The sequence below is a fragment of the Peribacillus sp. NPDC060253 genome (assembly GCF_042727425.1).
GTDB lineage: Bacteria > Bacillota > Bacilli > Bacillales > DSM-1321 > Peribacillus.
In genome coordinates this window covers 39711-63010 of record NZ_JBHXAS010000019.1, presented here as the reverse complement: position 1 = coordinate 63010, position 23300 = coordinate 39711, and the positions used below count along the sequence as shown (strand labels likewise).

Below are 23300 nucleotides of genomic sequence, written 5' to 3'. Positions count from 1 at the left end.
AAAGTATACTAAATATAAAGACAATATAAAAAAGAAGGGGGAGTGTGATTTGAAAACAGCAGTTTGGTTCAGGAAAAGTCTCATCATTTTAGTATCCGTTTTGACGTTTGGTCTTGTCACTCCTTCAGATCTAGCTTGGCTAGCTGAAGCCGATTCGTTAAAGGATGCTAAAAAAGGCTTGGTGGAAGAAGAAGGTTCAGCCTATCGTGCCTCACAGAAACCGACTGAACTGGAAGACGAATTCGACCGGGAAGAATTTTTATCGGGCATTCTGGATAAAGCGGAGGAAAACGCTTTTATGAAATTTGGCGATAAGATCAAGCCTAAAATTGGCGATGAGTTCAAAATGGCCATATTTCCAAAAGTGGAAGAAGCCATTACAGAAATGGCTGCGCAATTTCCAGATGAAAAATTACAGCAATTAACGATCACTGAGCAGCCAAGCGCAGGTAGGGCTGAGAAAATTTTTCATATTTATGATTCAACCAGCGGCAAGGATATCATCAGGTTCCATGTCAGGCAGGAAAATCCTCCACTTGAGGGATATTGGTTCAATTTTCATTATCATACCTATCATGATTCATTTGCCACCCATTATGATATAGGTAAAATATATTGGGATAAAAATACGCCGCCAGAGTGGACAAGTAAGCAAATGCTCTCATAGTGGATGGGTTCTTTGATTTTATTTATGTGTAAGAGTATGATGGAAATGACATTTATAATAGGCATTAAATGATACGTTGTCATGCAACGTATTTATTTTGTGTTTGAAAAAAAGTAGAGTATTTCTCATTAATGGGAAGAATGTTATTTTAAATGGTTTTTTAATTTGTAAGTTATAGCAGCAGAGGAGTCTTTATCATGTCAGAGTTGTTAAATAGCATCATTCAAACATATTCCCAATTTTTCGATTGGCATATGTGGGTGGAGGTTTTATCCGATCCAGTGAGCTGGGGATTGATTGGGACGCTCGTACTGATGGAAGGATTACTATCAGCGGATAACGCTTTGGTATTGGCAATAATGGTCAGGCACCTTCCGGTAAAACAACGGAAAAAAGCACTTTTTTATGGTTTATTAGGTGCTTACGCTTTCAGGTTTGTAGCGATTGGAATTGGTGTGTTCCTCATTAAGCTTTGGTGGGTGAAGGTGATTGGAGCGGCCTACCTTGGCTGGCTCTCGTTTAAATACTTTCGGGATAAAAGAAAAAAACAAGCTGGTAACGATGAAGATATCCAGGGTATGAGTAAAAACAGCTTGCTGATCCGTATGTTTGGTACATTATGGGGGACGGTGGCCGCAGTGGAATTGGTGGATATAGCATTTTCCGTCGATAGCGTCTTGGCCGCCTTTGGCGTGAGTGAAAAAGTCTGGGTCCTTTTGACAGGCGGGATGATTGGTGTTTTGATGATGCGAGGAGTGGCAGGATTATTTTTAAAACTGATAGATAAGGTTCCGGAATTGGAAAATGCTGCATATGTTCTTATAGGATTCATTGCAATAAAAATGCTAATTGCCGTCTTAGGGATTGAAATCCAGCCTGCTATCTTTTTTGCCTTTATTCTAATGATTTTCGGCACCACAATCGCACTTCATTTTAAGAAAGGGAAAAGGCTAAAAGAACATGGTTGATCACTATATAAAAAAGCTGATATCAGAAATGATGTCAACTTTTTTAGTTTGTAGACAAAAAGGTTTAGGAACGGTCTCATGCTGAAACCTTTTTGATTTTTATTGAATGGAAATCAGAGGGGCACAGCTAACAATTAAAATGTTCATCGTACACATAGTCATGCTTGCGGAAGAATCTTTCTTATTTCACCAAGTCATACATGAAAGAGAAATCTATGGATGTCTCCATTTTACGAAACAAATCGTACAAGGGCTCCAGTTGATCTCGCTGAAATGAATCAGGTTGACAAAAGGGGTTCTATCTAAATGTTAAAACAAAGTTGATTGGAACGGGTGTACGAGACTCCTGCTTAGAAAAGCGTGTCTACGGGAGACCCCGCAGGCGCAAGCCGAGGAGGCTCACGGACCGCCCGCGGAAAGCGAGTGCCTGGAGTGGAAATTAACGTTTAAATGGTAAAAGCTATAAAAAAAGCTGACATCAGAAATGATGTCAGCTTTTTTTATGGAACATATCAAGTAATTGAAGAAGGACGGTAAATGTAGTGAAGAAAAGTAAAGGCAATAAAACGTTAAGCCAGAGTGATGAGAGTAACGGATGCAGAAGTATGCCAAGGAAAATGGCGAACAGCAAAAGGTCGAGAATGATGAACACTTTTAAACTGTAGATATCAAGGACTTCTTCTGCAAGTTCACGATGCTCATTCAGGGTGGCTTTTTTATTATCGGTTTCCATGTAATCACCCTAAACCTTTTACGATTATACTACTGATATATGAAAAGACTGGAGCAAGGGTTCTTTGATGATGTTGTGCAACCGAAATTACCAAAAAAACATAGAGTTTTTACATGAGATCAATATGTTATACTAATATAATAGTATGTAAGATTTAGAGAATTTAAGAAACATATATTATCGTAATGAGAAATGGAGAAAGGGGAGATGATTGTGAAAAGAAAAAAATGGTTAACCATATTTACCATATTTGCCTTTTCCCTCTCTATGCTCTCCTATTCCTTGGCAAAGGAAGATGGAGTAAAATGGCGGAATTTGCCCAAAGATAATCTTATAAGACAAAGTGAATTATTTAAAGAAAATAAAGAATTGCAAAGTATTTTTTTGTTTCCATCAGAAGGGGAATACGATCAAACGGAAGCACTGAAAATCGTAGGCACCATTAATAAATTGCCTCATTCCCTAGTGATGAAAACTGCTGAGAGCGGTGTTAGGGTCAAACTTTTTAACGGTAATTTAACCGAAAACCAATCTGCTGCTAAATTAAAGGGACAATTCCCGCGCGGTTATCTAAATAAAAAAACGACTTGGGATGATGTGCCTGGAATGGGCGGATCCCATACAGTATTGGTTAAAATCGGAGCGAGTGACAAGGGTCACGGGCATGGCTCTGTCAATTTGGAGCTACATGAGTTAGCCCATTCCATTGATAATATCGTTTATGATGGAATACGTGGGGATATGGATTTTTTGAGTATTTGGGGGAAGGAAGTCAATGGACTGTTTCCCGGACAGTCGTATTTTTCCAATTATCCTGAGGAATACTTCGCAGAAACGTTTGCCATGTTTTATGTAAACTTCGAACAAAATCAATTACTGAGACAAAAAGCACCCGAGACTTATAATTTTATTAAACAATTAGATTAAACTATGGGCGGTTATACGTTAAAATAAGGAGAATGAATGTAGAAAAGGTGGTTTATCATGAAGCAATATTTAGATTTATGTAAACATGTACTCGAGAATGGATCTCAAAAAGGCGATCGGACCGGAACAGGCACGATCAGTACCTTTGGATATCAAATGAGATTCAATTTAAAAGATGGTTTCCCTGTCCTTACAACGAAAAAGGTTAGTTTAAAAGCGATCATCCATGAACTATTATGGTTTTTGAAGGGGGATACAAATGTTGGCTACCTTCAGGAAAATAGCGTACGCATTTGGAATGAATGGGCTGATGAAAACGGTGAATTAGGTCCGATATATGGTCATCAATGGCGTTCTTGGGGAACTGCAGATGGCAGGCAAATCGACCAAATCAGTGAATTGATCGACCAAATCAAAACGAATCCAAATTCAAGAAGATTGATAGTGAGTGCCTGGAATGTTGGGGAATTGGACGAGATGGCCTTGCCGCCGTGCCACGCCTTCTTTCAATTCTATGTGGCTGATGGCAAGCTTTCCTGCCAGCTATATCAGCGCTCAGCGGATGTTTTTTTAGGTGTTCCCTTTAATATTGCTTCGTATGCGCTCTTAACAATGATGATTGCCCAGGTGTGTGATTTGGAAGTTGGGGAATTTGTACATACTTTTGGGGACGTCCATATTTATTCTAACCACCTTGAACAAGTGGAACTGCAATTGACACGTGATCCGAAACCATTGCCTACCATGAAAATAAATCCTGAAGTGAAAAATATTTTTGATTTTAGCTTCGAGGACTTCGTTCTGGAAAATTACGAAGCCCATCCACATATAAAAGGTGAGGTTAGCATATGATTTCGTTAATAGTGGCTATGGATCAAAATCGAGTAATAGGGAAAAACAATCAACTTCCTTGGCATTTACCGGCAGATCTGCAGTATTTTAAAAAAGTGACGATGGGCCATCCAATCGTCATGGGCAGAAAAACATTTGAATCGATCGGCAGGGTACTGCCTGGCCGGGAAAATGTCATCGTTACCCGCAATCAGGATTTTAAAGCCGAAGGTTGCGTGGTTTTACATGATATTTTACAAATAAAAACGTATGCAGACAACAGTGATCAGGAAGTTTTCGTGATTGGCGGAGCCGAAATCTTTAAAGAAATCCTGCCTGTTACCGACCGATTGTATATAACGGAAATTCATGAAACCTTTGAAGGTGATACTTTCTTTCCATTGATTAATGAAAAAGAATGGGATAAAACCACTTCAATCCAGGGCACCATGGATGATAAAAATCGATATGCACATGATTTTATTATTCTGCAAAAAAAATAAATGTTAAAAGCCGATTATGGGCAATGACCATAATCGGCTTTTTTTGGTGTAGAATGAGCAAAAGAAAGAATTTTTAGAAAAATCAATTACATTAATAACAGTAAAGTGCTATAATGATTGAATTGATTAGGAAGGAAATGAGGGATTAATATGAATCAAACTGCATCCATGAATAGGGGGATTCAATTGGAAGACATTCTAATTGCCTATAGAGAACTGAAAGAGATTGTTTTACATACTCCATTACAAAAAAATCAGAGGCTCTCTGATAAATATGAATGTAATGTTTATTTAAAACGCGAGGACCTTCAACATGTTCGCTCTTTTAAATTAAGAGGGGCTTACTATAAAATGAAAAGTTTGACCCAGGAAGAGACGAAGAATGGGGTCGTTTGCGCCAGTGCAGGAAACCATGCACAAGGAGTTGCTTTTTCGTGCAGTCAATTAGGTATCCACGGAAAAATTTATATGCCTGCCACAACACCAAGGCAAAAGGTCGATCAAGTTCAGTTATTCGGCAGGGATAATGTGGAAATCATCCTGATTGGTGATACATTCGATGATGCGTTTGTGATGGCAATGGAATGCTGTGAAAAAGAAGAGCGTACCTTTATCCATCCGTTTGACGATGTAAAGGTAATTGCCGGTCAGGGTACGACCGCTGTTGAAATTCTGAATGATTGTGAAGATGGAATCGATTATGTATTCGCAGCTATCGGTGGTGGCGGATTAATGGCAGGGGTATCAAGTTATTTCAAATCGGTTTCACCAAAAACGAAATGCATTGGGGTGGAGCCGCAAGATGCTGCTTCGATGAAATATTCGTTCAAGGAAGGAAAAGTTACCGAACTTGAAAACATCGATACATTTGTTGACGGGGCAGCTGTCAAGTGCGTAGGACAGCTGACATATCAGACCTGTAAGGAAAACCTGGAAGATATCGTTGTCGTTCCTTCAGGGCAAATCTGTACGACGATACTCGATTTATATAACCAGCATGCGATTGTCGCTGAGCCGGCAGGGGCTATATCTGTAGCTGCTTTGGATTTGTACAAAGAACAAATCAAAGGCAAAACGGTTGTTTGCATGGTCAGCGGGGGGAACAACGACATTGGACGTATGCAGGAAATTAAGGAAAAATCGTTACTATATGAAGGACTGCTATATTATTTTATCGTGAATTTTCCACAACGAGCTGGAGCTTTAAGGGAATTCCTAGATGAGGTGTTAGGACCGAATGACGATATAAGCCGTTTTGAATATACGAAGAAAAACAATAAAGAAAGTGGTCCGGCCCTTGTTGGTATAGAGCTAAAATATAAAAATGATTATGATGGACTCATTCAAAGAATGAACAAAAAAGGATTTTCGTTCGTTGAGGTCAATAAAGACAGTAATTTATTTCACTTATTGATTTAATCATGGACAAAATGATAAATTAGGATAGAATAATACTTATGTTTTTACATTTTATTCTACCTGCCCGGCGGTTACGAGCATACTGTCGATAATTGTTACCATTGTATGACGAATTGCGGGTTTACTTTCAAATGGTTGGAAATGGTATTATAATCGGAATAGGTCTAATTACAACACCAAAGGGGATGTATCCATGTCAAACATTGGAGTACCAGGTCTAATTCTCATCTTAATATTGGCATTAATTATTTTTGGTCCAAAAAAACTTCCCGAGATTGGCCGTGCTTTTGGGCAAACACTTCGTGAATTTAAAAAGTCCACGAACGATTTGACAAAAGGTGATTATGAAGAAGATAAGAAATTACAACAAAAAAATCAAGAATGATTGAATGCTGGGCGTAAGATGGAATCGTCTTACGCCTTTATGCTGGAACAAAGATACGGATTTTCAGATGAAGGCGTGATCAACTTTGGAAGATAAAGAATTAAATATCATCGATCATCTCGATGAATTGAGAAAACGGCTTATTATTACTGCGGTTGCTTTTGTCATCTTTTTTATCGCCAGTTTTATTTATGTGGAAGATATTTACAATTGGTTTGTGAAGGATCTCGATTTTGACCTGATGGTATTGGGACCGAGTGATATTATTTGGATTTACTTTATGCTTTCAGGTGTTGTAGCCATTGCTGCAACGATTCCGATAGTAGCTCTGCAAATCTGGTTATTCGTTAAACCCGCTTTGATGCCAAATGAAGTAAGAGCGACCCTTTCCTATATACCGGCACTTTTCTTGCTTTTTATCGGAGGGCTTGCTTTTGGTTATTTTGTCATCTTCCCGACCATTCTTCAATTTTTGATTGAATTGGGCGATGGGATGTTCATAACCAGCTTTACAGCGGATAAATACTTTTCATTCGTCTTTAATATGACAATACCTTTTGCTGTTTTATTCGAGCTTCCTGTCGTTACTATGTTTTTGACCTCCATTGGGATAATTAATCCATATGTGCTTCAAAAATTAAGAAAGTACGCTTATTTTGTACTTGTGGTCATAGCGATTTCGATTACGCCGCCTGACTTTATGTCAGACTTTTTGGTAATGGTTCCACTACTGTTGTTATACGAAGTCAGTATTTCATTATCTAAATTTGTCTATAAACGCAAGGTGAAGCGTGAAAGCTTGCGGGAAAGCAACTACGAGGAAGGTATATGATAAAAGGACTCATGAAGGCTTTTGGCCCTTATGGGTCTTTTTTAATGGAAGACAGGCAGGATTTGTGCTTTTTTTATACATTTGAATATTTATACTTTTTGATTTATTGTGTATAATGTAAGCAATCGGTTAAAAATGAGGATTGATATTTTGATGTTCAAATGCTTGGAATTCAAAGATTGTTTTGGACATAAGGTCACAATTTCAGAAATACCTGTCTTACTGCCAAGTGATCCGAATTTTTTTATGTTGACCGTGCGTTTGGAAGTATTTGTAAAGAAAGTTTTTGCTAATAAAGATCATAAAGAAAATTACTCATTCAAGCATTATTTAGCATCCGTACTCAAATGGCCTGTTTATAACAAGATTTTTTTTGGGAGTTTACTAAATAATGCTTAATCTGGACTGTTCCATAGCTAACTTCTCCGATAAAAGAGATGCCACGAATTTCATGCAATATCGAATAATGCGGCATGCTCTGGTTAGCTAATGGGATGGTCTTTTTTTGTGTAATCTTTTCGTTCAGTATTAATCCTTCTGCAAAAAAGTAACCTTTAGTTTGAATGCCTACCTTGAATAGGTATAATACAATAGATATGTTAATCTAGGGATGTGTAATGATGAATAAAGTTAAGATTGTAACAGACTCAACAGTGGATATGACACCGGAAGAACTGGAATATTATGATATCACAATGGTTCCTTTATCGATCTTTATTGATGGGGAGACTTTTTTAGATAAGGTTGAAATCGAACAAGAGGAATTCTTGAAAAGAATGAACCAGTCAAAAGAACTTCCAAAAAGCTCACAGCCAGCCGTAGGTACATTTGTGGAGGTGTACGATGAACTTGGTAAGGACGGCAGTGAGATCATTTCCATTCATATGACAGGTGGTATGAGCGGCACTGTACGCTCAGCGGAGAGCGCAGCAAGCATGTCTGAAGCGAAGGTCACCGTTTTGGACTCGAAATTCATTTCCAAGGCGATGTCTTTTCAGGTGATCGAGGCAGCGAAACTGGCGAAGGAAGGGAAATCCGCAGCAGAGATAATTGAACGCCTTGAACAAATTAAAAAGCAGTCAAGTTTGATCATTGTCATAGAAACACTAGATAACCTCGTCAAGGGCGGAAGGATTGGTAAAGTTTCCGCTTTAATCGGTTCACTTTTGCACATAAAGCCAATAGCGCTACTGGATGATGGTGTACTGAATCCTGTATCCAAAGCTCGAAGCCAGTCCCAGGTCGTGAAGTTCATCATCAAGAAGTTTAAAGAAGATACACAAGGAAAAAAAGTTAGGGGCATTGGTTTTGTACATGCAAATGGACTTGAAATTGCAGATAAAGTCCGCCATGCCATTTCAGAATTATCGGGTTTTCAAGACATAAAAATAGAAGCAACCACTGCCGTCGTCAGTACCCATACAGGTGAAGGTGCCATGGCAATCATGTATTATTGGGACTGATAAAGCCGATTGAAATATGCCTATTGCAGAAGGGTCCAAAACATTTTTACACATGTCTTTATTTCGTTGAAAGAGTTGCTGTTCTCATTTCAATTGGTCTGTTAAAATTAATGAAGTAACAGAATATTTTATACATAAAGGACGGGGTAGAGATGAGAAAGCTGCATTTGCTTATGGCAGCTATGGGGGCTTCAATTTTATTGCTATTAACGGCATGCGGTTCCAATGGAGTACCTGATGCTAAAAATTGGGATTTGGAAGACTTTAGTTACATTGATCAGGAAGGCGAGCCTTTTTCAAAAAGTGATCTTAAAGGAAAGGTTTGGGTGGCGGATTTTATATTTACAAGCTGCGAGACAGTTTGTCTGCCCATGACTGCCAATATGTCGAAGCTGCAACAGCAATTGAAGGATGAAGGTATATCAGATGTAGAGTTCGTTTCTTTTTCTGTGGATCCTGAGATAGACAAGCCGGATGTTTTAAAAAAGTTTGGAGATCAATTTAACGTTGATTACGGGAACTGGCATTTTCTAACCGGTTATGGTCAGGAAGAAATCGAGCAGTTTGCATTGGATAACTTTAAAACGATCGTCAAAAAACCTGAAGCAGAAGATCAGGTGATTCATGGGACAAGCTTTTTTCTAATGGATCAAGATGGAAAGATCATTAGGGATTACACAGGTCTGCAGGATATCCCTTTTGATGAAATCATTAAGCATATTAAAATTTTACAGAATTATTGAACAGGTTAATTGACCTGTTCTTTCTGTTTTCTTTTATTCTTTATTGATTTTTAACAAGAGCCTATTTGCGACGGTGAATATGACGCATGTAGTTTTTGAAGAAACAGCGGAAGTGAAGAATGATTTTACCTGCACAGTACATGCTAAATTTTATAGGAATAGCTTTAATTCCTTGCATTTTTCATAGTGTATAGGAAGGAATGCTCTAGCTAGATATGCAATGAAGGTATATTGTTTGCAATCTTTGGTTTTCTACATGATATAATATATGGGTAGGAAGGTGAGGGTCATGAGGTACAGAATCACCTGTCTTTTCATATGCATAGTTTGGATTTCAGGTTGCGGTCAAAGTAGTGAAACAGCTTCAAATCAACCATCCGTTCAGCAGAAAAGCATAATAGAGCTGAGTGAAAAGGATACTATTCCTGCCAGCTTTTTCCCGGATCCTGTGCAAATCGTGTCGATTGGCGATTCCTTGACTCAAGGGGTCGGTGATAGTAAAGATAATGGCGGCTATCTGCCTTATTTACAAAATAAGCTGGAAAAAGAACCATCCATTACTTCTGTAGAGATGATAAATCATGGCATACGTGGAAATAGGACCGACCAACTATTGAAAAGACTGGATAAGGCTAGGATTAAAGAAGACATAAAACAAGCAGATTCGATTGTTGTCACTATCGGTGGAAATGATATCATGAAGGTCTTTAAACAGAATTTCTCCAATTTGGAACTGAATCAGTTTGAATCGGCAAAGGTAGGGTATGAAAAAAGATTAAGGCAGATACTTGATAAGGTGCGCTCCGAAAATGACCATGCCCAAATATACCTTGTGGGCGTATACAATCCATTTTCCAAATGGTTCGCAGATTTTTATGAACTTGATATGATCATGAATGAATGGAATGAAAGTGGGAAAGAGATTATAGAAGAATATGATTCAGCCTATTTTATTGAAATAGCAGATATTTTCAAGAATTCCGAGGAAGATTTACTCTATGCAGAGGATTATTTTCATCCCAATGACCGAGGATATGAATTAATCGCGACAAGAATCTATAATGACATGGATATAACCACAATTGGAGAGGACACGTTGGAGGCGAGTGCCAAAGGAGATGATGACCAAGAATGACAAATGTCAAATGGAAGGCTTTGTTTATTTCCCTATTAGCCCTAAACATCCTGGTCATCCTATTTGTTCTGATTTTAGTTAATCTACCGACTAAAGATGATGAGCTGATACCAAAAGTAAGCCACGAAGAAGATATCCAATTTCAAATCCATACGAATCGGGAAGATTTGACAAGGTTAATCAACCAGTATCTTGATAAAGAAGGATTGACGGGATCCATTCATTACGAAGTATATTTAACGGACGTAGTCGAATTATATGGAACCATGCCATTTTTCAATCGTGAAGTAGAAATGAAATTAACTTTTGAACCAATTGCCCAAAAAAATGGGGACTTGATCCTAAAGCAAAAATCCATTGCTGTCGGAAAAATGAACCTTCCTGTTTCATATGTAATGAATCTAATAAACGAGCGTTATAATATGCCGGATTGGGTAAGCATTAGCCCCAATGACGAAAGTATTTATGTGTCATTACAGGATATGGAATTGAAAAGTGACATTAGGGTTAAGGCAAAAAAATTCGATCTTGAAAATGATGACATTTCATTTTTATTGACCATCCCCTCATCATTGCAATGATAGTGATTAAATCGATTAGAAACCAGGATCAATGTTTCCTGGTTTTTATCCATTTATGGGGATAACGTTAGGGCTTCTAACGTCGATGATTCCCGATTTAACCCTAATATATAAATGGTTGAGGAGGTATTTCCCTGGAAATCCTTGTTAGGAAGTGAAAGTATAATCTCTTTTGTCCCTGCTTTCCTTACTTCGAAGTCAACGATCATGGGATGTATATTAAGGTATTCACTTGCTTTCCTGAAGGAGAGATTTTCAAAAACGACATCTCCATCTTTGACGGCAATATCGACTGACGGTAATGGGGATGATAGATGGATGAATCGAACCTTGGCTTCATTTTTAGGAACAAATGGATTATCTTCGAAAGTTAATATCTTCACCGATTCATATGACAATGCAGCGGCCACTGTATAGGATATCCCGCTTTCAAGCCCCACTTTACGGCTTAGCAGGGGTGAGGTGGATTGTCCGCTGGGGTATAAATCCAATTGGTACTTGCCGGGGGCGAATGGTAAATACCCATTGATATCTCTATATGAAAAGTTTTTGAGAATAGGCATTTCATTTACATAAATATCAATTGAAGGAGTTGTTGGCGCAGCATGTAAAATGCGTACTTGTGCAGGAAGTAAGACCTTCATATGTTCATATCTTACTTGTTGCCTTGCTTTTTCAAGATTTATCAAGTACTTATGGTAATAATAATCATGCAGATGTGGTTTGCTGTACTTATAATAAGACGATAGTAAATCATAAGTTACAGCTTTTTGTAAATATGATTGTTTATCGCTCATTTCCAACACCTCTCATTTTCCATTATGACCTATCATATGGTGTGATGCTTGGGCATGTGTCAACCCTTGAGTGGGAAAGGAGCGCTTTCGTTAGAAGGATTGGTCGGCATATTATTTTACAAGGCAAAATAAAAGCGTTAAAATGCTTTCAATGGATGGTTTGTAAAAAAAGGAGGATTTTTCATTTGACAAAACTATTGGAGAAAGCAACATTCGCAGGTGGATGTTTCTGGTGCATGGTGAAACCGTTCGATGAACAGCCTGGTATCGAATCCGTCATTTCGGGCTATACGGGCGGGACAACGGAAAATCCCACGTACAAAGAAGTCTGCTCAGAAACGACGGGACATTATGAGGCTGTACAGATTACCTTCGATCCAAACGTATATCCATATGAAAATATAATCGAGTTATTTTGGCAGCAAATAGACCCGACCGATGCTGGCGGGCAATTTTATGACCGGGGAAGTTCTTATCAAACTGCCATTTTTTATCATGACGAAAACCAACGTGAAATTGCTGAGACATCCAAGGCGAAGCTGCAGGCGAGCGGGAAATTTTCCAAACCGATTGTAACGCCGATAATACCAGCCAAAACGTTTTATCCAGCTGAGACCTATCACCAGCAATATTATAAAAAGCAACCTGAGCATTATGAAAGATATTCGATTGGATCAGGACGAAAAGCATTTATCCAACATCATTGGGGGGGGGAAATGAAAAGTAAAGAAGAATTAAAACAGAAACTTTCACCAATTCAATATGAAGTCACCCAAAATAATGGAACGGAACCAGCTTTTCACAATGAATACTGGAACTTGAAGGAGGATGGGTTATATGTGGACATCGTTTCAGGTGATCCGCTTTTCACTTCAAAAGAAAAGTTCGATTCAGGCTGCGGTTGGCCAAGCTTTACCAAACCGCTAAAAGAAGAGGAAGTGGTGGAAAATCTCGATACGAGTTATGGAATGAGAAGAATCGAGGTTCGCTCAAAAAAAGCCGATTCTCATCTTGGTCATGTTTTCAATGATGGTCCGGGACCGACGGGATTACGCTATTGCATCAATTCTGCCTCTTTGAGATTCATCCCAATCCAAGATCTTGAAAAAGAAGGATACGGAGAATACAAGAAGCTATTTGATTGACTGAAAAACCCCTATCATAGGATGATAGGGGTTTTATCAATTTTGCGGGATTTAATCGGTGATGATCGACGCGATCCGGACATATGGAAAGGTGATATGATCTATTGCATTTGTTCTGGCAGTTACCTCAAAACGGACCGTATGTGAACCTGGAGGCAGTCCATTGGTGATAAATAAATATCTTTCACGGGCAAATGGCCACCATGTATTCAAAGTCGTGATTTCATTGCCATCGATCCATACATTTACTTCCCCTCCATCGGGACTTCTAAGCAATTTCACACCAAGAATACTTCCCTTGAAGTTATATTCAATGACACTGCCTTTTTCTTTACTTGAAAAATACCCCCCCATTGGACGAAAACCTTTCATTTTTACATAGTGGTCAACTTCCTTTAAATCTAAATCAGAGCGGGCATGAAGTTTAGGGGGAAGGCCTGCAACGGTCTTCTCCCGTTTTATATTATCTAGGAAGTGATCATAAATTGCATTGGCATAAAATTTATAGCCCAGGCCATTTGGATGAATCAAATCTCTAGTCAACTGTTTCTCCGTATAACCTGAATCCTTGAATATAGGACGCATATCCACATTCGTTGCACCATAATGCTCGGATAAAAGTTTGATGGCAGATCCAAATTCCTTGAATTTCAAGGAACTTTCAGTTATTGTGAATAATTCTGCATGAGGGTGGAGACGTTTTGCCTCTCTGATTAAAGCTTCATACGTCATCGTGAAATCATCGACACTCATATACTTGCGGTCATTTTCACCGAATACGATGAAAATCAAATCCTTATGGTCATGCTGCCTTCTTTGGGAAAGCTTAAAAAGACCTTCAAAAGCAGTGGACCCGCTTTGGACCACGTAATCCCCGTGGAAAGGGATATCATTTGTTTCATACATCTTATTTTCTAACTGTTTGAACCATGTTAGATTAGGAGTTTCAGCTCCTGACCCTCTTCCAATACTATCTCCAATAACAAGATACTGAATGGGCTTGCCTGATTGGAATTTTTGATAAACATCTATCGAATCATCCGATCCATATGTTTTAGGAGTTTTTTGAAGGATATAGCTGATTAGAAGAATCGTGGCGATTGCAGCGAAAGGGATGAAGGATTTTGCTTTCTTTTTCAATTGTGTTCCCCCGTATTAACCTTTTATGTATCTATTATAGGAATGAGATAGCTTAAAGAGGCTAAGAATTGTTTTTTCCTTATTATATCCTAAATAAAAAGTAACACAATAAATATGAAACGTTTTTAGCCATTTCTCATAGTTATATTTGGTGGGCCCCATTTAATTAGTAACGATGATGAAGGTGCTCATTCGAAAGTTTTTTCTTAAATCAAGAAAAATAGGCATATGCACAGACCGAGGCGGGCGTATTGTCATATGGTAAGGTGTAAAGAGAAATCAGAAATCTAAAAGGAGTGAATCTTAATGTACGGATATGGTGGATTTGGTGGCGGAGGATACGGTTATGGTGGTGGCTGCGGCGGCGGCGGCGGTTGCGGATTTGGATCAGGCTTCGCTTTAATTGTTGTCTTGTTCATTCTGTTGATTATCATCGGTGCTTCATTTTGCTGCTAATTGAATAACACAAAGACCAGTTGAAAAAGCTGGTCTTTTCTTAATGTAAGGGATTTTTTAATTGGACGGGGTATAGCTCTGACTCGAAAGGTTGTTGTACTTAAATAAGAAGATCCTACTATGTACCAGGGACAAGCGATACATAACAAAATTTCAGTACCGGCAAAACGCGATTAACAAGGATGCCAATGATGAGGAAAACGAAGTAAAGCGGAACTGGAGGGCAATCGGGACATCCAGTTTTTTTTTAGGGGAAATGGCAAAAAAAGAATGATGGAAGCCTCATTACATGGAGTTGCCCGACTGTTGTTCCTTAAGGTTCTTGATTTTTATTTATTCCCCATATCTGCTAAAATAACGATTATGTTATTAATTTAGGGGGATAAAGATATGAAACCTTCCCGTTTACAAGCAGGGGATGAAATTCGCGTTATTGCACCTTCGAGAAGCTTGGCGATCGTCAAAGGGGAACAACGCAGATTGGCAGAAGAAAGATTGACGGAGCTTGGTTTTAAAGTGACATATGGTAAAACGGCTTTGTTCCATGATGACTTTTTCTCGAATTCGATTGAAGATCGGATCGAGGATTTGCATGATGCGTTCAGGGATCCGAATGTAAAGGGGATCTTTACAGCCATCGGCGGTTATAATGCCAACCAATTGTTACGATATATTGACTACGATTTGATTAAGGAAAATCCAAAAGTAATGATGGGGTATAGTGATATAACCGCAATCTTATTGGCTATTTATAAAAAAACTGGCTTGACTACATACTCAGGTCCCCATTTCTCGACGTTCGGGATGAAGGCAGGTCTGGAATATACGATGGAACATTTTAAAAAGGCCATAATCGAAAGTGAAGGCTTTTATCTTGAGCCAAGCGAAACGTGGAGTGATGACTCTTGGCATTTAGAACAGGATGATCGAACTTTCCACCCGAATGCAGGATATATGGTCATTCAGGAAGGGGAAGCGGCTGGAACGGTCATTGGTGGGAATCTTTGTACACTCAATCTTTTACAAGGTACCGAGTTTATGCCATCCTTGCAAGACAGTATCCTGTTCATAGAAGATGACGAAGAAAGCCATCCATTCAGTTTTGACCGGGATTTACAATCATTGCTGCATCAGCCCGATGCAAGTGGGATTAAGGGAATCGTAATTGGCCGTTTCCAAAAGGAATCCGGTATGACTGAATATGCTTTACAGGAAATCATTGCAACCAAAAAGGAGATAAATGGCATACCAGTGATCGCTAATGCCAATTTTGGCCATGTTCATCCATTTGTGACGATGCCGGTCGGTTCAAAAGCTGTTATGAAGGTTAAGAACGGTAAAGCAACGATACAAATCGATTCATAAAACAAAATAAAGACGCCGTTCAAAAAGTGGACGGTGTTTTAACGAATATATATAAATATAGTATTCGTTTTTGGTGTTTTTTAGGAGTCTGTCCTCTTATCTTCTCTGGAAATTGTCCGATTTTCCATGCATTATTAGGGAATATGAGTCTAATTGTTCAAATTCTATATTTTTCTGATATAATACTAAGAGATTTAAAATAGAAAAGGTGATTATGTGTTATTAACAATTCCCGCATCCATACGTTTAGAAGGGGTTTTGGCCGAGTATAATAAAAAAGGCCGTGTGAGCCATACATGTTTCGTTTGTAACGAAGACACTTCTAATGGGGATGCAAGTAACTTGAACTACTATAAGTTAGGAACAAAAAAAGTTTGTCATTCCTGCATGAAAAATGTTTTGCGTCATCCATCTTTAAAAGAGTATGAATATGTACATACCTCAGTTATTGATAAAACTGCTTTTTATAAAAATGTGCTGGCTGTTTTAAAGGATGAAAGTTTTTTGGAGTCAGTTCGTGAAGAAAAACTAAATAGCGCATTGTAAGAAAAAAAGTGTATCTCTTGCGGATACACTTTTTTTGTCCCCTTTTTTAGACAAATTCACTTACACACTTTACGAGCATAGGTCAATTTCCTTAGCAAGATTCCCTTCTTCTGGACATACACTTTACTATATTGCATTTGTTTTATAAAAGAAGGAGAGTGTGGGCTAATGGAGCAGTCTTCATTGATCAAGCCGATCTTGGGAGGAGCCTACCCGACTATCAGTCATGGTCAGGGCGTATTTTTATACGACAAAGAAGGAAAGGATTACCTGGATGCTTCTTCCGGTGCTGTAACTGCCAACATTGGCCATGGTGTTCAGGAAATCTATGAAGCAATGGCAAAACAGGCTAGATTGGTTTCGTTTGTATATCGTTCTCAATTTACCAGTGAGGCTGCAGAGAAACTTGCCGAAAAAATTGCTGAATTAACCAAAGGGGACCTGACTTATAGTTTTTTTGTAAACAGCGGCTCTGAAGCGACTGAAACGGCCTTGAAAATCGCCATTCAGCATTGGCAGGAAAAAGGCAAGCCCAAGAAACAAAAAATCATATCGAGGTGGATGAGCTATCATGGCATCACCATGGGGGCTCTTTCGATGTCTGGACATCCGATTCGCCGGGAACGGTTTACTCCAATGCTTGAATCATATCCTTCAGTATCTCCTCCATATTGCTACCGATGTCCACTTCAACTTGATTCCCATACGTGCGGAATGGCCTGTGCTTCGGAATTGGAAGCATCAATCCGACGTATTGGCAGTGAAAATATAGCGGCTTTCATCGCAGAACCTGTCATCGGCGCAGCAGGGGGGGCCATCGTTCCTCCTGATGGTTACTTTCAAAAACTCAAGAAAATCTGCGAAGAGAATGACATTTTATTCATTGCCGATGAAGTCATGACTGGCTTTGGTCGAACCGGTAAAATGCTTGCTTCCGAATATTGGGATGTGGAACCTGATATCGTAACATTTGGTAAAGGCATGAGTGGCGGGTATACCCCGATTGCTGCCGCAGTAATGACCAAAAGTGTGATGGAGCCAATCATGAAAGGCTCACGGTCAATTATCGGAGGCCATACGCTTAGTGCGAATCCATTGTCGTGTGCGGTATCTTTAGCCGTTTTGGAATATGTCGAAAGGAATGAACTTGTCGAAAAATCTGCCGATAGAGGGAAAGACCTGATTAGGGGGCTGAAGAAGATAGCCAGGAAGTACTCCTTTATCGGTGACATCCGCGGCAAGGGTTTATTGATCGGCATCGAATTTGTCCAGGATAAGGCCACGAAGGCCCCATTTCCAAAAGAAGCCAATGTGACGAATGAAATGATTGAATTGGGTAGTAGAAATGGAATCCTCCTGTACCCCGCAGCAGCAGGCCAAGACGGTGTAACAGGGGCAGCCATCATTATTTCCCCTCCTTTAACGATATCGGAAGAGGAATGTGCCGAATTGTTAATGAGGGTTGATATAACTTTTCAGCAATTCAATGAGTCCATAGGAAAACGGCCATCCAAACAAGGAAGTGAGTCATAGTGTTGGAAAATACTTTCCGGAAAATTTGTCGTTTGGAGGATGTCCTCCACCTTTTTAAAGATAACCAGTCCATTCTTTATGGGGGATTCGGTGGTATAGGGACACCTCCGGGATTAGTTAACCTGATATTGGAATCAGGTATAAAGGATTTAACCTTGATTGGGAATGATACAGGTTTCCCCGATATAGGAATCGGAAAACTGGTCACGCAACGCCGAGCGAAAAAAATCATCGTTTCCCATATCGGTTCCAATCCAAATGCAGGACTATTAATGAACAATGGTGAGCTTGAAGTGGAGTTTTCTCCGCAAGGGACGCTCATCGAACGCATCCGGGCCGGAGGGATGGGGCTAGGAGGGATTTTGAGTGATATTGGCATGGACGCCGATATCGTCCGGGACGGCAAGCAAACGGTTAGTATAGATAAGAAAAATTATCTGGTGGAACCGGCATTAACGGCCGATATCGCAATTGTTTACGCAGAAATGGCAGACCCTTATGGAAATCTGATATTTGATAAAAGCGCAAGGAATACGAATCCACTCGTGGCTACGGCCGGACAAATCACGATAGTTGAAGCCATGCAGATCGTTCCCCTTGGCTCTCTGGATCCAGAGGACATCATTGTACCGGGTGTTTTTGTGGATTATATCATTCCATCAAAAGGAGTCGATTGGAAATGGGTATGGGAACCAGTGATAGAAATAAAATAGCGAAACGTGCAGCAGCAGAAATAAGCGATGGAATGCTGGTCAATTTGGGAATTGGCATTCCATCACTTGTTCCGAATCATCTTTTACATGACCATAAAGTTATGTTTCATGCTGAAAATGGCCTCGTGGGAATGGGCAGTTCACCTGAAAGTGGGAAGGAAGATGCGCATCTTTGCAATGCAGGGGGACTACCGATCACCATTAGAGCCGGGGCATCCTACTGTGACAGCTCGGTTGCATTTGGAATGATACGGCGCGGAAAGGTGGATATCACGATTCTTGGTGCCCTTCAAGTAAGTGAAGGGGGAGATCTCGCAAATTGGATTGTCCCGGGTAAGCGAGTGCCAGGTATGGGCGGTGCCATGGAACTGGCTGCTAAGGCAAAAAAGGTCATCGTCCTGATGGAACATACCGATAAAGCGGGGATGTCAAAATTGGTCGAAAAATGTACGTTGCCGTTAACTGCCAAAGGATGCGTACATATGATCATCACGGAATTAGGCGTGTTTTCTGTAACTTCAGAAGGCCTCCTATTAACGGATGTATTTGAAACGTCCAATATCCGGGAAATCAGGAATCGGACCGAAGCCACGTTTACCGTCTCTGAAAACATCCATATTTTAAAAGAATGAGAGAGGAGAATGGATATGTATGAGGAAAAAATAAGAACATGGTTGACTGAACATCGGATGAATGGGGTTCAGCTTTTGCAAAAACTGGTTCAGGAACCAAGCAAGAGGGGGCAAGAAGGGAGTGCACAAGCCATTGTAGTCGAGAAGTGCAGACAGCTTGGTCTTGAAATAGATCTATGGGAAATCGGGGATGAACAATTGAGAAATCATCCTCATTTTTATTGCGATCGCAGGGACTTTAAAGGAAATCCGAACCTTGTGGCTATTAAAAGAGGAACCGGCAAGGGGAAATCTATTATTTTAAACGGACATATTGATGTCGTTCCCGAAGGAGATCATGCAGCATGGCATGATGATCCTTATAGCGGCAAGTTACGTGATGGGAAAGTGTTTGGGCGGGGAACGACAGATATGAAAGGCGGCAATGTTTCTTTATTGCTAGCAATTGAAGCAATCGTCGATTCTGGCATCCAATTGAAGGGAGACCTGATATTCCAGAGTGTGATTGAAGAGGAAAGCGGCGGTGCCGGTACACTTGCGGCAGTCATACGTGGATATAAAGCTGATGGGGCAATCATTCCGGAACCCACCAATATGAAGCTATTTCCATTACAGCAAGGTTCGATGTGGTTTCGCCTCAAAATAAAAGGCAAGTCTGCACATGGAGGCACGAGGTATGAAGGAGTTAGTGCAATAGATAAAGCAGTTGGTGTAATGAAAGAAATCAAGAAGCTTGAACAAGAAAGAAATGAGTCACTTCGTCATTCACTTTATAAAAATGTCACCATCCCCATTCCAATCAACATAGGAAGCATTCAAAGCGGGAATTGGCCTTCTTCCGTGCCGGATACGGCTGTCCTTGAAGGTAGATTCGGCATTGCCCCGACAGAAACCATGGAAGAGGCACAAAGCTCGCTGATACAACGAATCGAGGCTCTAAACCAGAGTGATGCATGGTTCAAAGAAAAACCGATTGAATTAGAATGGTTTGGTGCAAGATGGTTGCCTGGCAATCTCGAAATTGATCATTCACTTATGAAAACCATTGGCACATGCTATGAAAAAGTGGTGGGTGAAGAACCACTTGTCGAAGCCTCCCCTTGGGCGACGGATGGGGGGTATCTTTCATCGGTTGGATCAACCCCTGTAGTTGTATTTGGACCAGGGGAGACGAAGCTGGCACATGATTCGAACGAATATATAGAAGTGGATAAAATGATGAAAACCGCAGAAATCATCGCATTGACCATTATTGAATGGTGTGGGGTGGAACAGAAATAATTATGTTCCCATTGGTCTGATTCTAAAAAGGGGGTCAGGCCTTTTGCTACAATAATCGTCGATGGGAAAGGAGCGAAACAAATGGAAACGGGAATTATTGAAAGAAGAATTCAAAAGCCACGGTCCACTATACATATTACGATCGACCATTTTAATAAGCGGGTCAGGGTTGAAGATTATCTTGGTCATTTTCAAGAATGCATAGAGGAATCTTTGAAGGCGGCCAAGGACATATCAGCAGAGAAAATCATCTTCAAGACACGCAAAGAAAATGTTCTGGAATTACTTGCTCAGGGCTTCTTATATGAGGGAAGCATTGATAAATTCTTCTTGGGAAGTGATTGTTTCTTCCTTGTTAAGTATATTAGGAATGATAGGCGAAACAGTGAGGAATGGGAAAAGGAAGATCGGCTCCTCACCGATGTTCTGAATCTGCCGATAAAATCAGAACTGGATGTTTTGCCGCCAGCTTATCAAGGTCGAAAGGCAGAAGTTACAGATGCACCTCAGCTTGCACAATTGTATGGGAAGGTATTCAAAGTGTATCCCACTCCGATGAATGATCCGGTATATGTGCAAAAATGCATGGAAAATGGAACGGTTTTTTATATTTTTATCCATGATGGTAAGATCGTCAGTGCGGCTTCAGCAGAAATTGATGGCTTTTACCATAATGCGGAAATCACTGATTGTGCAACATTGCCGGAACATCGGCAGTACGGTTTGATGAAGCACTTGATTGCAGCGCTTGAAGACTATCTAATTTCGCATGAAATTTATTGTATCTATTCAATTGCAAGATCGCTCTCATTCGGCATGAACGCTGTATTGCACCAGCATGGTTATTCATATCGCGGACGTTTGGCCAATAATTGTTACATCTTCGAAAAGCTTGAGGACATGAATCTTTGGGTAAAAAATTATACATGATTGCTCAATTTTAGGCGGTTCATGACAAGTTTTCGGCATTTCCCTCATATACATCTAGCAAGAACCAACTTGAGGAGGGATATTTTGCCAAGTGAATTTTTTAATACAAGTAAAGTATTGGAAGCAATATTAGAAACCATTGATGAAGGCATTCATGTGGTTGATCCAAAGGGACAGACCATCTTTTATAACGGAGTGGCTGCCAATCATGATGGAATGAAAAGAAGTGAGGTACTTGGGAAACCGTTGCTTGAAGCCTTCCCTTCTTTGAATCACAAATCATCGACCTTACTCCGTGTCATTAAAACCGAAAAACCAATCTACAACTATAGCCAATCGTATGTAAATGCACATGGGCGAATCATCGAGACGCTAAATACGACGCTGCCCATATATGTTGATGGGTTTATGATAGGTGCAATAGAAATTGCTAAGGATTATTCACGTCTAAAGCAACTATCTGAACGGTTAGCTGATCTAGAAAGCTCGCTCAAGACAATCAAAAGTCCTGAAAAGAAAGAGGTGGCTGGGAAAAGCGGATTGTATTCGTTCACTGATATCTTAACTAGTGATACTCCATTCAGAAGTCTGATATCACACGGAAAAAAGGCTGCGCGTTCCTTATCAGCGGTTTTGGTATATGGTGAAAGCGGTGTAGGAAAAGAGCTTTTTGTTCAAAGCATCCATCAGGATTCCAGTCGCCGAAAAGAACCATTCATCGCGCAAAATTGTGCAGCTTTGCCGGAAAATTTGTTGGAATCACTATTATTCGGTACGGCTAAAGGCAGTTACACCGGTGCTGTCGAACGTCAGGGATTATTTGAATTAGCTAACGGGGGAACGTTGTTTCTGGATGAATTGCAATCGATGCCGATTGACTTGCAGGCCAAGCTTTTGCGTGTGCTTGAAGAAGGGTTCATCAGGAGGATAGGCGGCGCTAAGAGTGTGCAGGTGGACGTCAGGATCATGGCAGCAATGAATATAGATCCTAAAAAGGCTGTCTCGGAAAACAAGCTAAGGCCTGATTTATTTTACCGATTAAATGTATTGAGCTATGAGCTGCCTCCGCTAAGGGAGCGTGCTGATGATATTGAGCTCCTTACTGACCATTTCATATCAATATTTAACAGGGAATTAGGACTGTCCATTAAAGGAATGGATGAGAAGACAAAGGTTTTTTTTCAGAAATATCATTGGCCAGGAAATGTAAGGGAGCTTAAGCATACGATTGAATTCATGATGAACCATACGGAGAAGGAGGTTTTGAACCTTGAAGATTTGCCCCAGTTCTTAAAAAAACGTTCCCCTTCATCAGAAAAAATACTTCCGCTTCGTGAGGCCATGATGGATATCGAAACAAAATTGATTACAGAAGCCCTTCTTCAAACAAATGGAAATGTATTTCAGGCATCGAAGCTATTGCAGATTCCACGGCAGACACTGCAATATAAAATAAAAAAACATATTTGAATGGAGAAACATCCGGATTGCAGTCTGCAGTCCGGAATTTTTTTATGGCAAGTGAATTTTTGGGTCATTTTGGCACCCTTCTTGCATTTAATAGTACTATCATAA

26 protein-coding genes are annotated in these 23300 nt (G+C 39.9%); 23 read left to right on the top strand and 3 right to left on the bottom strand.

Going from position 1 to position 23300, the window contains the following annotated elements; all coding sequences use genetic code 11:
* On the top strand, positions 1-667 hold a 667-nt coding region (locus tag ACFWE9_RS07720; protein WP_377356310.1), incomplete at its 5' end, for a YpjP family protein.
* Positions 668-864: 197 nt separating this feature from the next.
* Complete coding sequence (locus ACFWE9_RS07715; protein ID WP_377356308.1) at positions 865-1635, top strand: TerC family protein; 771 nt, start codon at positions 865-867, stop codon at positions 1633-1635.
* A 490-nt stretch (positions 1636-2125) separates the two neighbouring features.
* Here the strand turns inward: ACFWE9_RS07715 and ACFWE9_RS07710 are convergent, their stop codons facing one another.
* On the bottom strand, positions 2126-2368 hold the full coding sequence (locus ACFWE9_RS07710) for a hypothetical protein (RefSeq protein ID WP_230160287.1): 243 nt from the start codon (positions 2366-2368) through the stop codon (positions 2126-2128).
* A 213-nt stretch (positions 2369-2581) separates the two neighbouring features.
* Here ACFWE9_RS07710 and ACFWE9_RS07705 point away from each other — a divergent pair, with 213 nt between their 5' ends.
* From ACFWE9_RS07705 to ACFWE9_RS07655, 11 genes are all read left to right on the top strand, one after another.
* Complete coding sequence (locus ACFWE9_RS07705; protein WP_377356306.1) at positions 2582-3295, top strand: anthrax toxin lethal factor-related metalloendopeptidase; 714 nt, start codon at positions 2582-2584, stop codon at positions 3293-3295.
* 57 nt (positions 3296-3352) lie between these two features.
* Positions 3353-4147, top strand: a complete 795-nt coding sequence (locus ACFWE9_RS07700; RefSeq protein ID WP_230160291.1) for a thymidylate synthase — start codon at positions 3353-3355, stop codon at positions 4145-4147.
* Positions 4144-4629, top strand: coding sequence for a dihydrofolate reductase (locus ACFWE9_RS07695; protein ID WP_377356304.1), 486 nt, complete (start codon positions 4144-4146; stop codon positions 4627-4629). The genes ACFWE9_RS07700 and ACFWE9_RS07695 overlap by 4 nt, the downstream gene beginning before the upstream one ends.
* A 150-nt stretch (positions 4630-4779) precedes the next feature.
* Positions 4780-6048 carry a threonine ammonia-lyase IlvA gene (gene ilvA / locus ACFWE9_RS07690; RefSeq protein ID WP_377356302.1) on the top strand — a complete coding sequence of 423 codons (1269 nt, stop codon included), beginning with the start codon at positions 4780-4782 and terminating at the stop codon, positions 6046-6048.
* A 193-nt stretch (positions 6049-6241) separates the two neighbouring features.
* Positions 6242-6433, top strand: coding sequence for a twin-arginine translocase TatA/TatE family subunit (gene tatA, locus ACFWE9_RS07685; RefSeq protein ID WP_230160297.1), 192 nt, complete (start codon positions 6242-6244; stop codon positions 6431-6433).
* 85 nt (positions 6434-6518) lie between these two features.
* Positions 6519-7265 (top strand): twin-arginine translocase subunit TatC, encoded by a 747-nt coding sequence (gene tatC / locus ACFWE9_RS07680; RefSeq protein WP_377356299.1) that lies wholly within the window; start codon positions 6519-6521, stop codon positions 7263-7265.
* 135 nt (positions 7266-7400) lie between these two features.
* Positions 7401-7664, top strand: coding sequence for a DUF2535 family protein (locus ACFWE9_RS07675; protein ID WP_377356297.1), 264 nt, complete (start codon positions 7401-7403; stop codon positions 7662-7664).
* 221 nt (positions 7665-7885) lie between these two features.
* Positions 7886-8728 (top strand): DegV family protein, encoded by an 843-nt coding sequence (locus tag ACFWE9_RS07670; RefSeq protein ID WP_377356296.1) that lies wholly within the window; start codon positions 7886-7888, stop codon positions 8726-8728.
* 152 nt (positions 8729-8880) lie between these two features.
* Positions 8881-9471, top strand: coding sequence for an SCO family protein (locus tag ACFWE9_RS07665; RefSeq protein ID WP_377356294.1), 591 nt, complete (start codon positions 8881-8883; stop codon positions 9469-9471).
* Positions 9472-9760: 289 nt separating this feature from the next.
* Positions 9761-10606 (top strand): SGNH/GDSL hydrolase family protein, encoded by an 846-nt coding sequence (locus tag ACFWE9_RS07660; protein ID WP_377356292.1) that lies wholly within the window; start codon positions 9761-9763, stop codon positions 10604-10606.
* Complete coding sequence (locus tag ACFWE9_RS07655) at positions 10603-11187, top strand: YpmS family protein (protein ID WP_230160309.1); 585 nt, start codon at positions 10603-10605, stop codon at positions 11185-11187. The genes ACFWE9_RS07660 and ACFWE9_RS07655 overlap by 4 nt, the downstream gene beginning before the upstream one ends.
* Before the next feature lie 53 nt (positions 11188-11240).
* Here the strand turns inward: ACFWE9_RS07655 and ACFWE9_RS07650 are convergent, their stop codons facing one another.
* A complete protein-coding gene (locus ACFWE9_RS07650) occupies positions 11241-11984 on the bottom strand; it encodes a DUF4397 domain-containing protein (RefSeq protein WP_230160311.1) in 744 nt (247 codons plus the stop codon).
* A 185-nt stretch (positions 11985-12169) separates the two neighbouring features.
* Here ACFWE9_RS07650 and msrB point away from each other — a divergent pair, with 185 nt between their 5' ends.
* On the top strand, positions 12170-13129 hold the full coding sequence (gene msrB / locus ACFWE9_RS07645; RefSeq protein ID WP_377356289.1) for a peptide-methionine (R)-S-oxide reductase MsrB: 960 nt from the start codon (positions 12170-12172) through the stop codon (positions 13127-13129).
* A gap of 51 nt (positions 13130-13180) precedes the next feature.
* On the opposite strand, the gene ACFWE9_RS07640 is transcribed toward msrB, so the two are convergent.
* Positions 13181-14269, bottom strand: coding sequence for an SGNH/GDSL hydrolase family protein (locus ACFWE9_RS07640; protein WP_377356287.1), 1089 nt, complete (start codon positions 14267-14269; stop codon positions 13181-13183).
* Positions 14270-14575: 306 nt separating this feature from the next.
* On the opposite strand from ACFWE9_RS07640, the gene ACFWE9_RS07635 reads away from it, so the two are divergent.
* The 9 genes from ACFWE9_RS07635 to ACFWE9_RS07595 all read left to right on the top strand — a co-directional run bounded on the left by ACFWE9_RS07635 (position 14576) and on the right by ACFWE9_RS07595 (position 23195).
* On the top strand, positions 14576-14725 hold the full coding sequence (locus ACFWE9_RS07635; protein ID WP_230160316.1) for a YjcZ family sporulation protein: 150 nt from the start codon (positions 14576-14578) through the stop codon (positions 14723-14725).
* 390 nt (positions 14726-15115) lie between these two features.
* On the top strand, positions 15116-16090 hold the full coding sequence (locus tag ACFWE9_RS07630) for a S66 family peptidase (RefSeq protein WP_230160319.1): 975 nt from the start codon (positions 15116-15118) through the stop codon (positions 16088-16090).
* A 216-nt stretch (positions 16091-16306) separates the two neighbouring features.
* Entirely contained in the window at positions 16307-16636 is a 330-nt protein-coding gene (locus ACFWE9_RS07625) for a hypothetical protein (protein ID WP_377356284.1), read from the top strand.
* A gap of 168 nt (positions 16637-16804) precedes the next feature.
* Positions 16805-18169, top strand: coding sequence for an aspartate aminotransferase family protein (locus ACFWE9_RS07620; RefSeq protein WP_230160323.1), 1365 nt, complete (start codon positions 16805-16807; stop codon positions 18167-18169).
* Between the two features lie 2 nt (positions 18170-18171).
* The gene (locus ACFWE9_RS07615) at positions 18172-18882 is read left to right on the top strand and encodes a CoA transferase subunit A (RefSeq protein ID WP_230160414.1); all 711 of its coding nucleotides are present in this window, start codon (positions 18172-18174) and stop codon (positions 18880-18882) included.
* A complete protein-coding gene (locus tag ACFWE9_RS07610; RefSeq protein WP_230160325.1) occupies positions 18849-19514 on the top strand; it encodes a 3-oxoacid CoA-transferase subunit B in 666 nt (221 codons plus the stop codon). The genes ACFWE9_RS07615 and ACFWE9_RS07610 overlap by 34 nt, the downstream gene beginning before the upstream one ends.
* 9 nt (positions 19515-19523) lie before the next feature.
* Positions 19524-20795: a peptidase gene (locus ACFWE9_RS07605; RefSeq protein WP_377356282.1), complete on the top strand. Its 1272-nt coding sequence runs from the start codon at positions 19524-19526 to the stop codon at positions 20793-20795.
* A gap of 81 nt (positions 20796-20876) precedes the next feature.
* Positions 20877-21725, top strand: coding sequence for a putative beta-lysine N-acetyltransferase (gene ablB, locus ACFWE9_RS07600; protein WP_377356280.1), 849 nt, complete (start codon positions 20877-20879; stop codon positions 21723-21725).
* An 84-nt stretch (positions 21726-21809) separates the two neighbouring features.
* A complete protein-coding gene (locus ACFWE9_RS07595) occupies positions 21810-23195 on the top strand; it encodes a sigma-54 interaction domain-containing protein (RefSeq protein ID WP_377356278.1) in 1386 nt (461 codons plus the stop codon).
* The last annotated feature ends 105 nt before the right edge of the window (positions 23196-23300 follow it).

Coding starts and splice junctions, on each gene's coding strand:
- ACFWE9_RS07605 (WP_377356282.1), top strand. CDS start 19,524: ATGGATATGTATGAGGAAAAAATAAGAACATGGTTGACTGAACATCGG.
- ACFWE9_RS07655 (WP_230160309.1), top strand. CDS start 10,603: ATGACAAATGTCAAATGGAAGGCTTTGTTTATTTCCCTATTAGCCCTA.
- ACFWE9_RS07715 (WP_377356308.1), top strand. CDS start 865: ATGTCAGAGTTGTTAAATAGCATCATTCAAACATATTCCCAATTTTTC.
- ACFWE9_RS07650 (WP_230160311.1), bottom strand. CDS start 11,984: ATGAGCGATAAACAATCATATTTACAAAAAGCTGTAACTTATGATTTA.
- ACFWE9_RS07665 (WP_377356294.1), top strand. CDS start 8,881: ATGAGAAAGCTGCATTTGCTTATGGCAGCTATGGGGGCTTCAATTTTA.
- ACFWE9_RS07675 (WP_377356297.1), top strand. CDS start 7,401: ATGAGGATTGATATTTTGATGTTCAAATGCTTGGAATTCAAAGATTGT.
- ACFWE9_RS07670 (WP_377356296.1), top strand. CDS start 7,886: ATGAATAAAGTTAAGATTGTAACAGACTCAACAGTGGATATGACACCG.
- ACFWE9_RS07630 (WP_230160319.1), top strand. CDS start 15,116: ATGAAACCTTCCCGTTTACAAGCAGGGGATGAAATTCGCGTTATTGCA.
- ablB (WP_377356280.1), top strand. CDS start 20,877: ATGGAAACGGGAATTATTGAAAGAAGAATTCAAAAGCCACGGTCCACT.
- ACFWE9_RS07620 (WP_230160323.1), top strand. CDS start 16,805: ATGGAGCAGTCTTCATTGATCAAGCCGATCTTGGGAGGAGCCTACCCG.
- tatA (WP_230160297.1), top strand. CDS start 6,242: ATGTCAAACATTGGAGTACCAGGTCTAATTCTCATCTTAATATTGGCA.
- ACFWE9_RS07610 (WP_230160325.1), top strand. CDS start 18,849: ATGGGTATGGGAACCAGTGATAGAAATAAAATAGCGAAACGTGCAGCA.
- ACFWE9_RS07660 (WP_377356292.1), top strand. CDS start 9,761: ATGAGGTACAGAATCACCTGTCTTTTCATATGCATAGTTTGGATTTCA.
- ACFWE9_RS07695 (WP_377356304.1), top strand. CDS start 4,144: ATGATTTCGTTAATAGTGGCTATGGATCAAAATCGAGTAATAGGGAAA.
- ACFWE9_RS07635 (WP_230160316.1), top strand. CDS start 14,576: ATGTACGGATATGGTGGATTTGGTGGCGGAGGATACGGTTATGGTGGT.
- ilvA (WP_377356302.1), top strand. CDS start 4,780: ATGAATCAAACTGCATCCATGAATAGGGGGATTCAATTGGAAGACATT.
- ACFWE9_RS07700 (WP_230160291.1), top strand. CDS start 3,353: ATGAAGCAATATTTAGATTTATGTAAACATGTACTCGAGAATGGATCT.
- ACFWE9_RS07710 (WP_230160287.1), bottom strand. CDS start 2,368: ATGGAAACCGATAATAAAAAAGCCACCCTGAATGAGCATCGTGAACTT.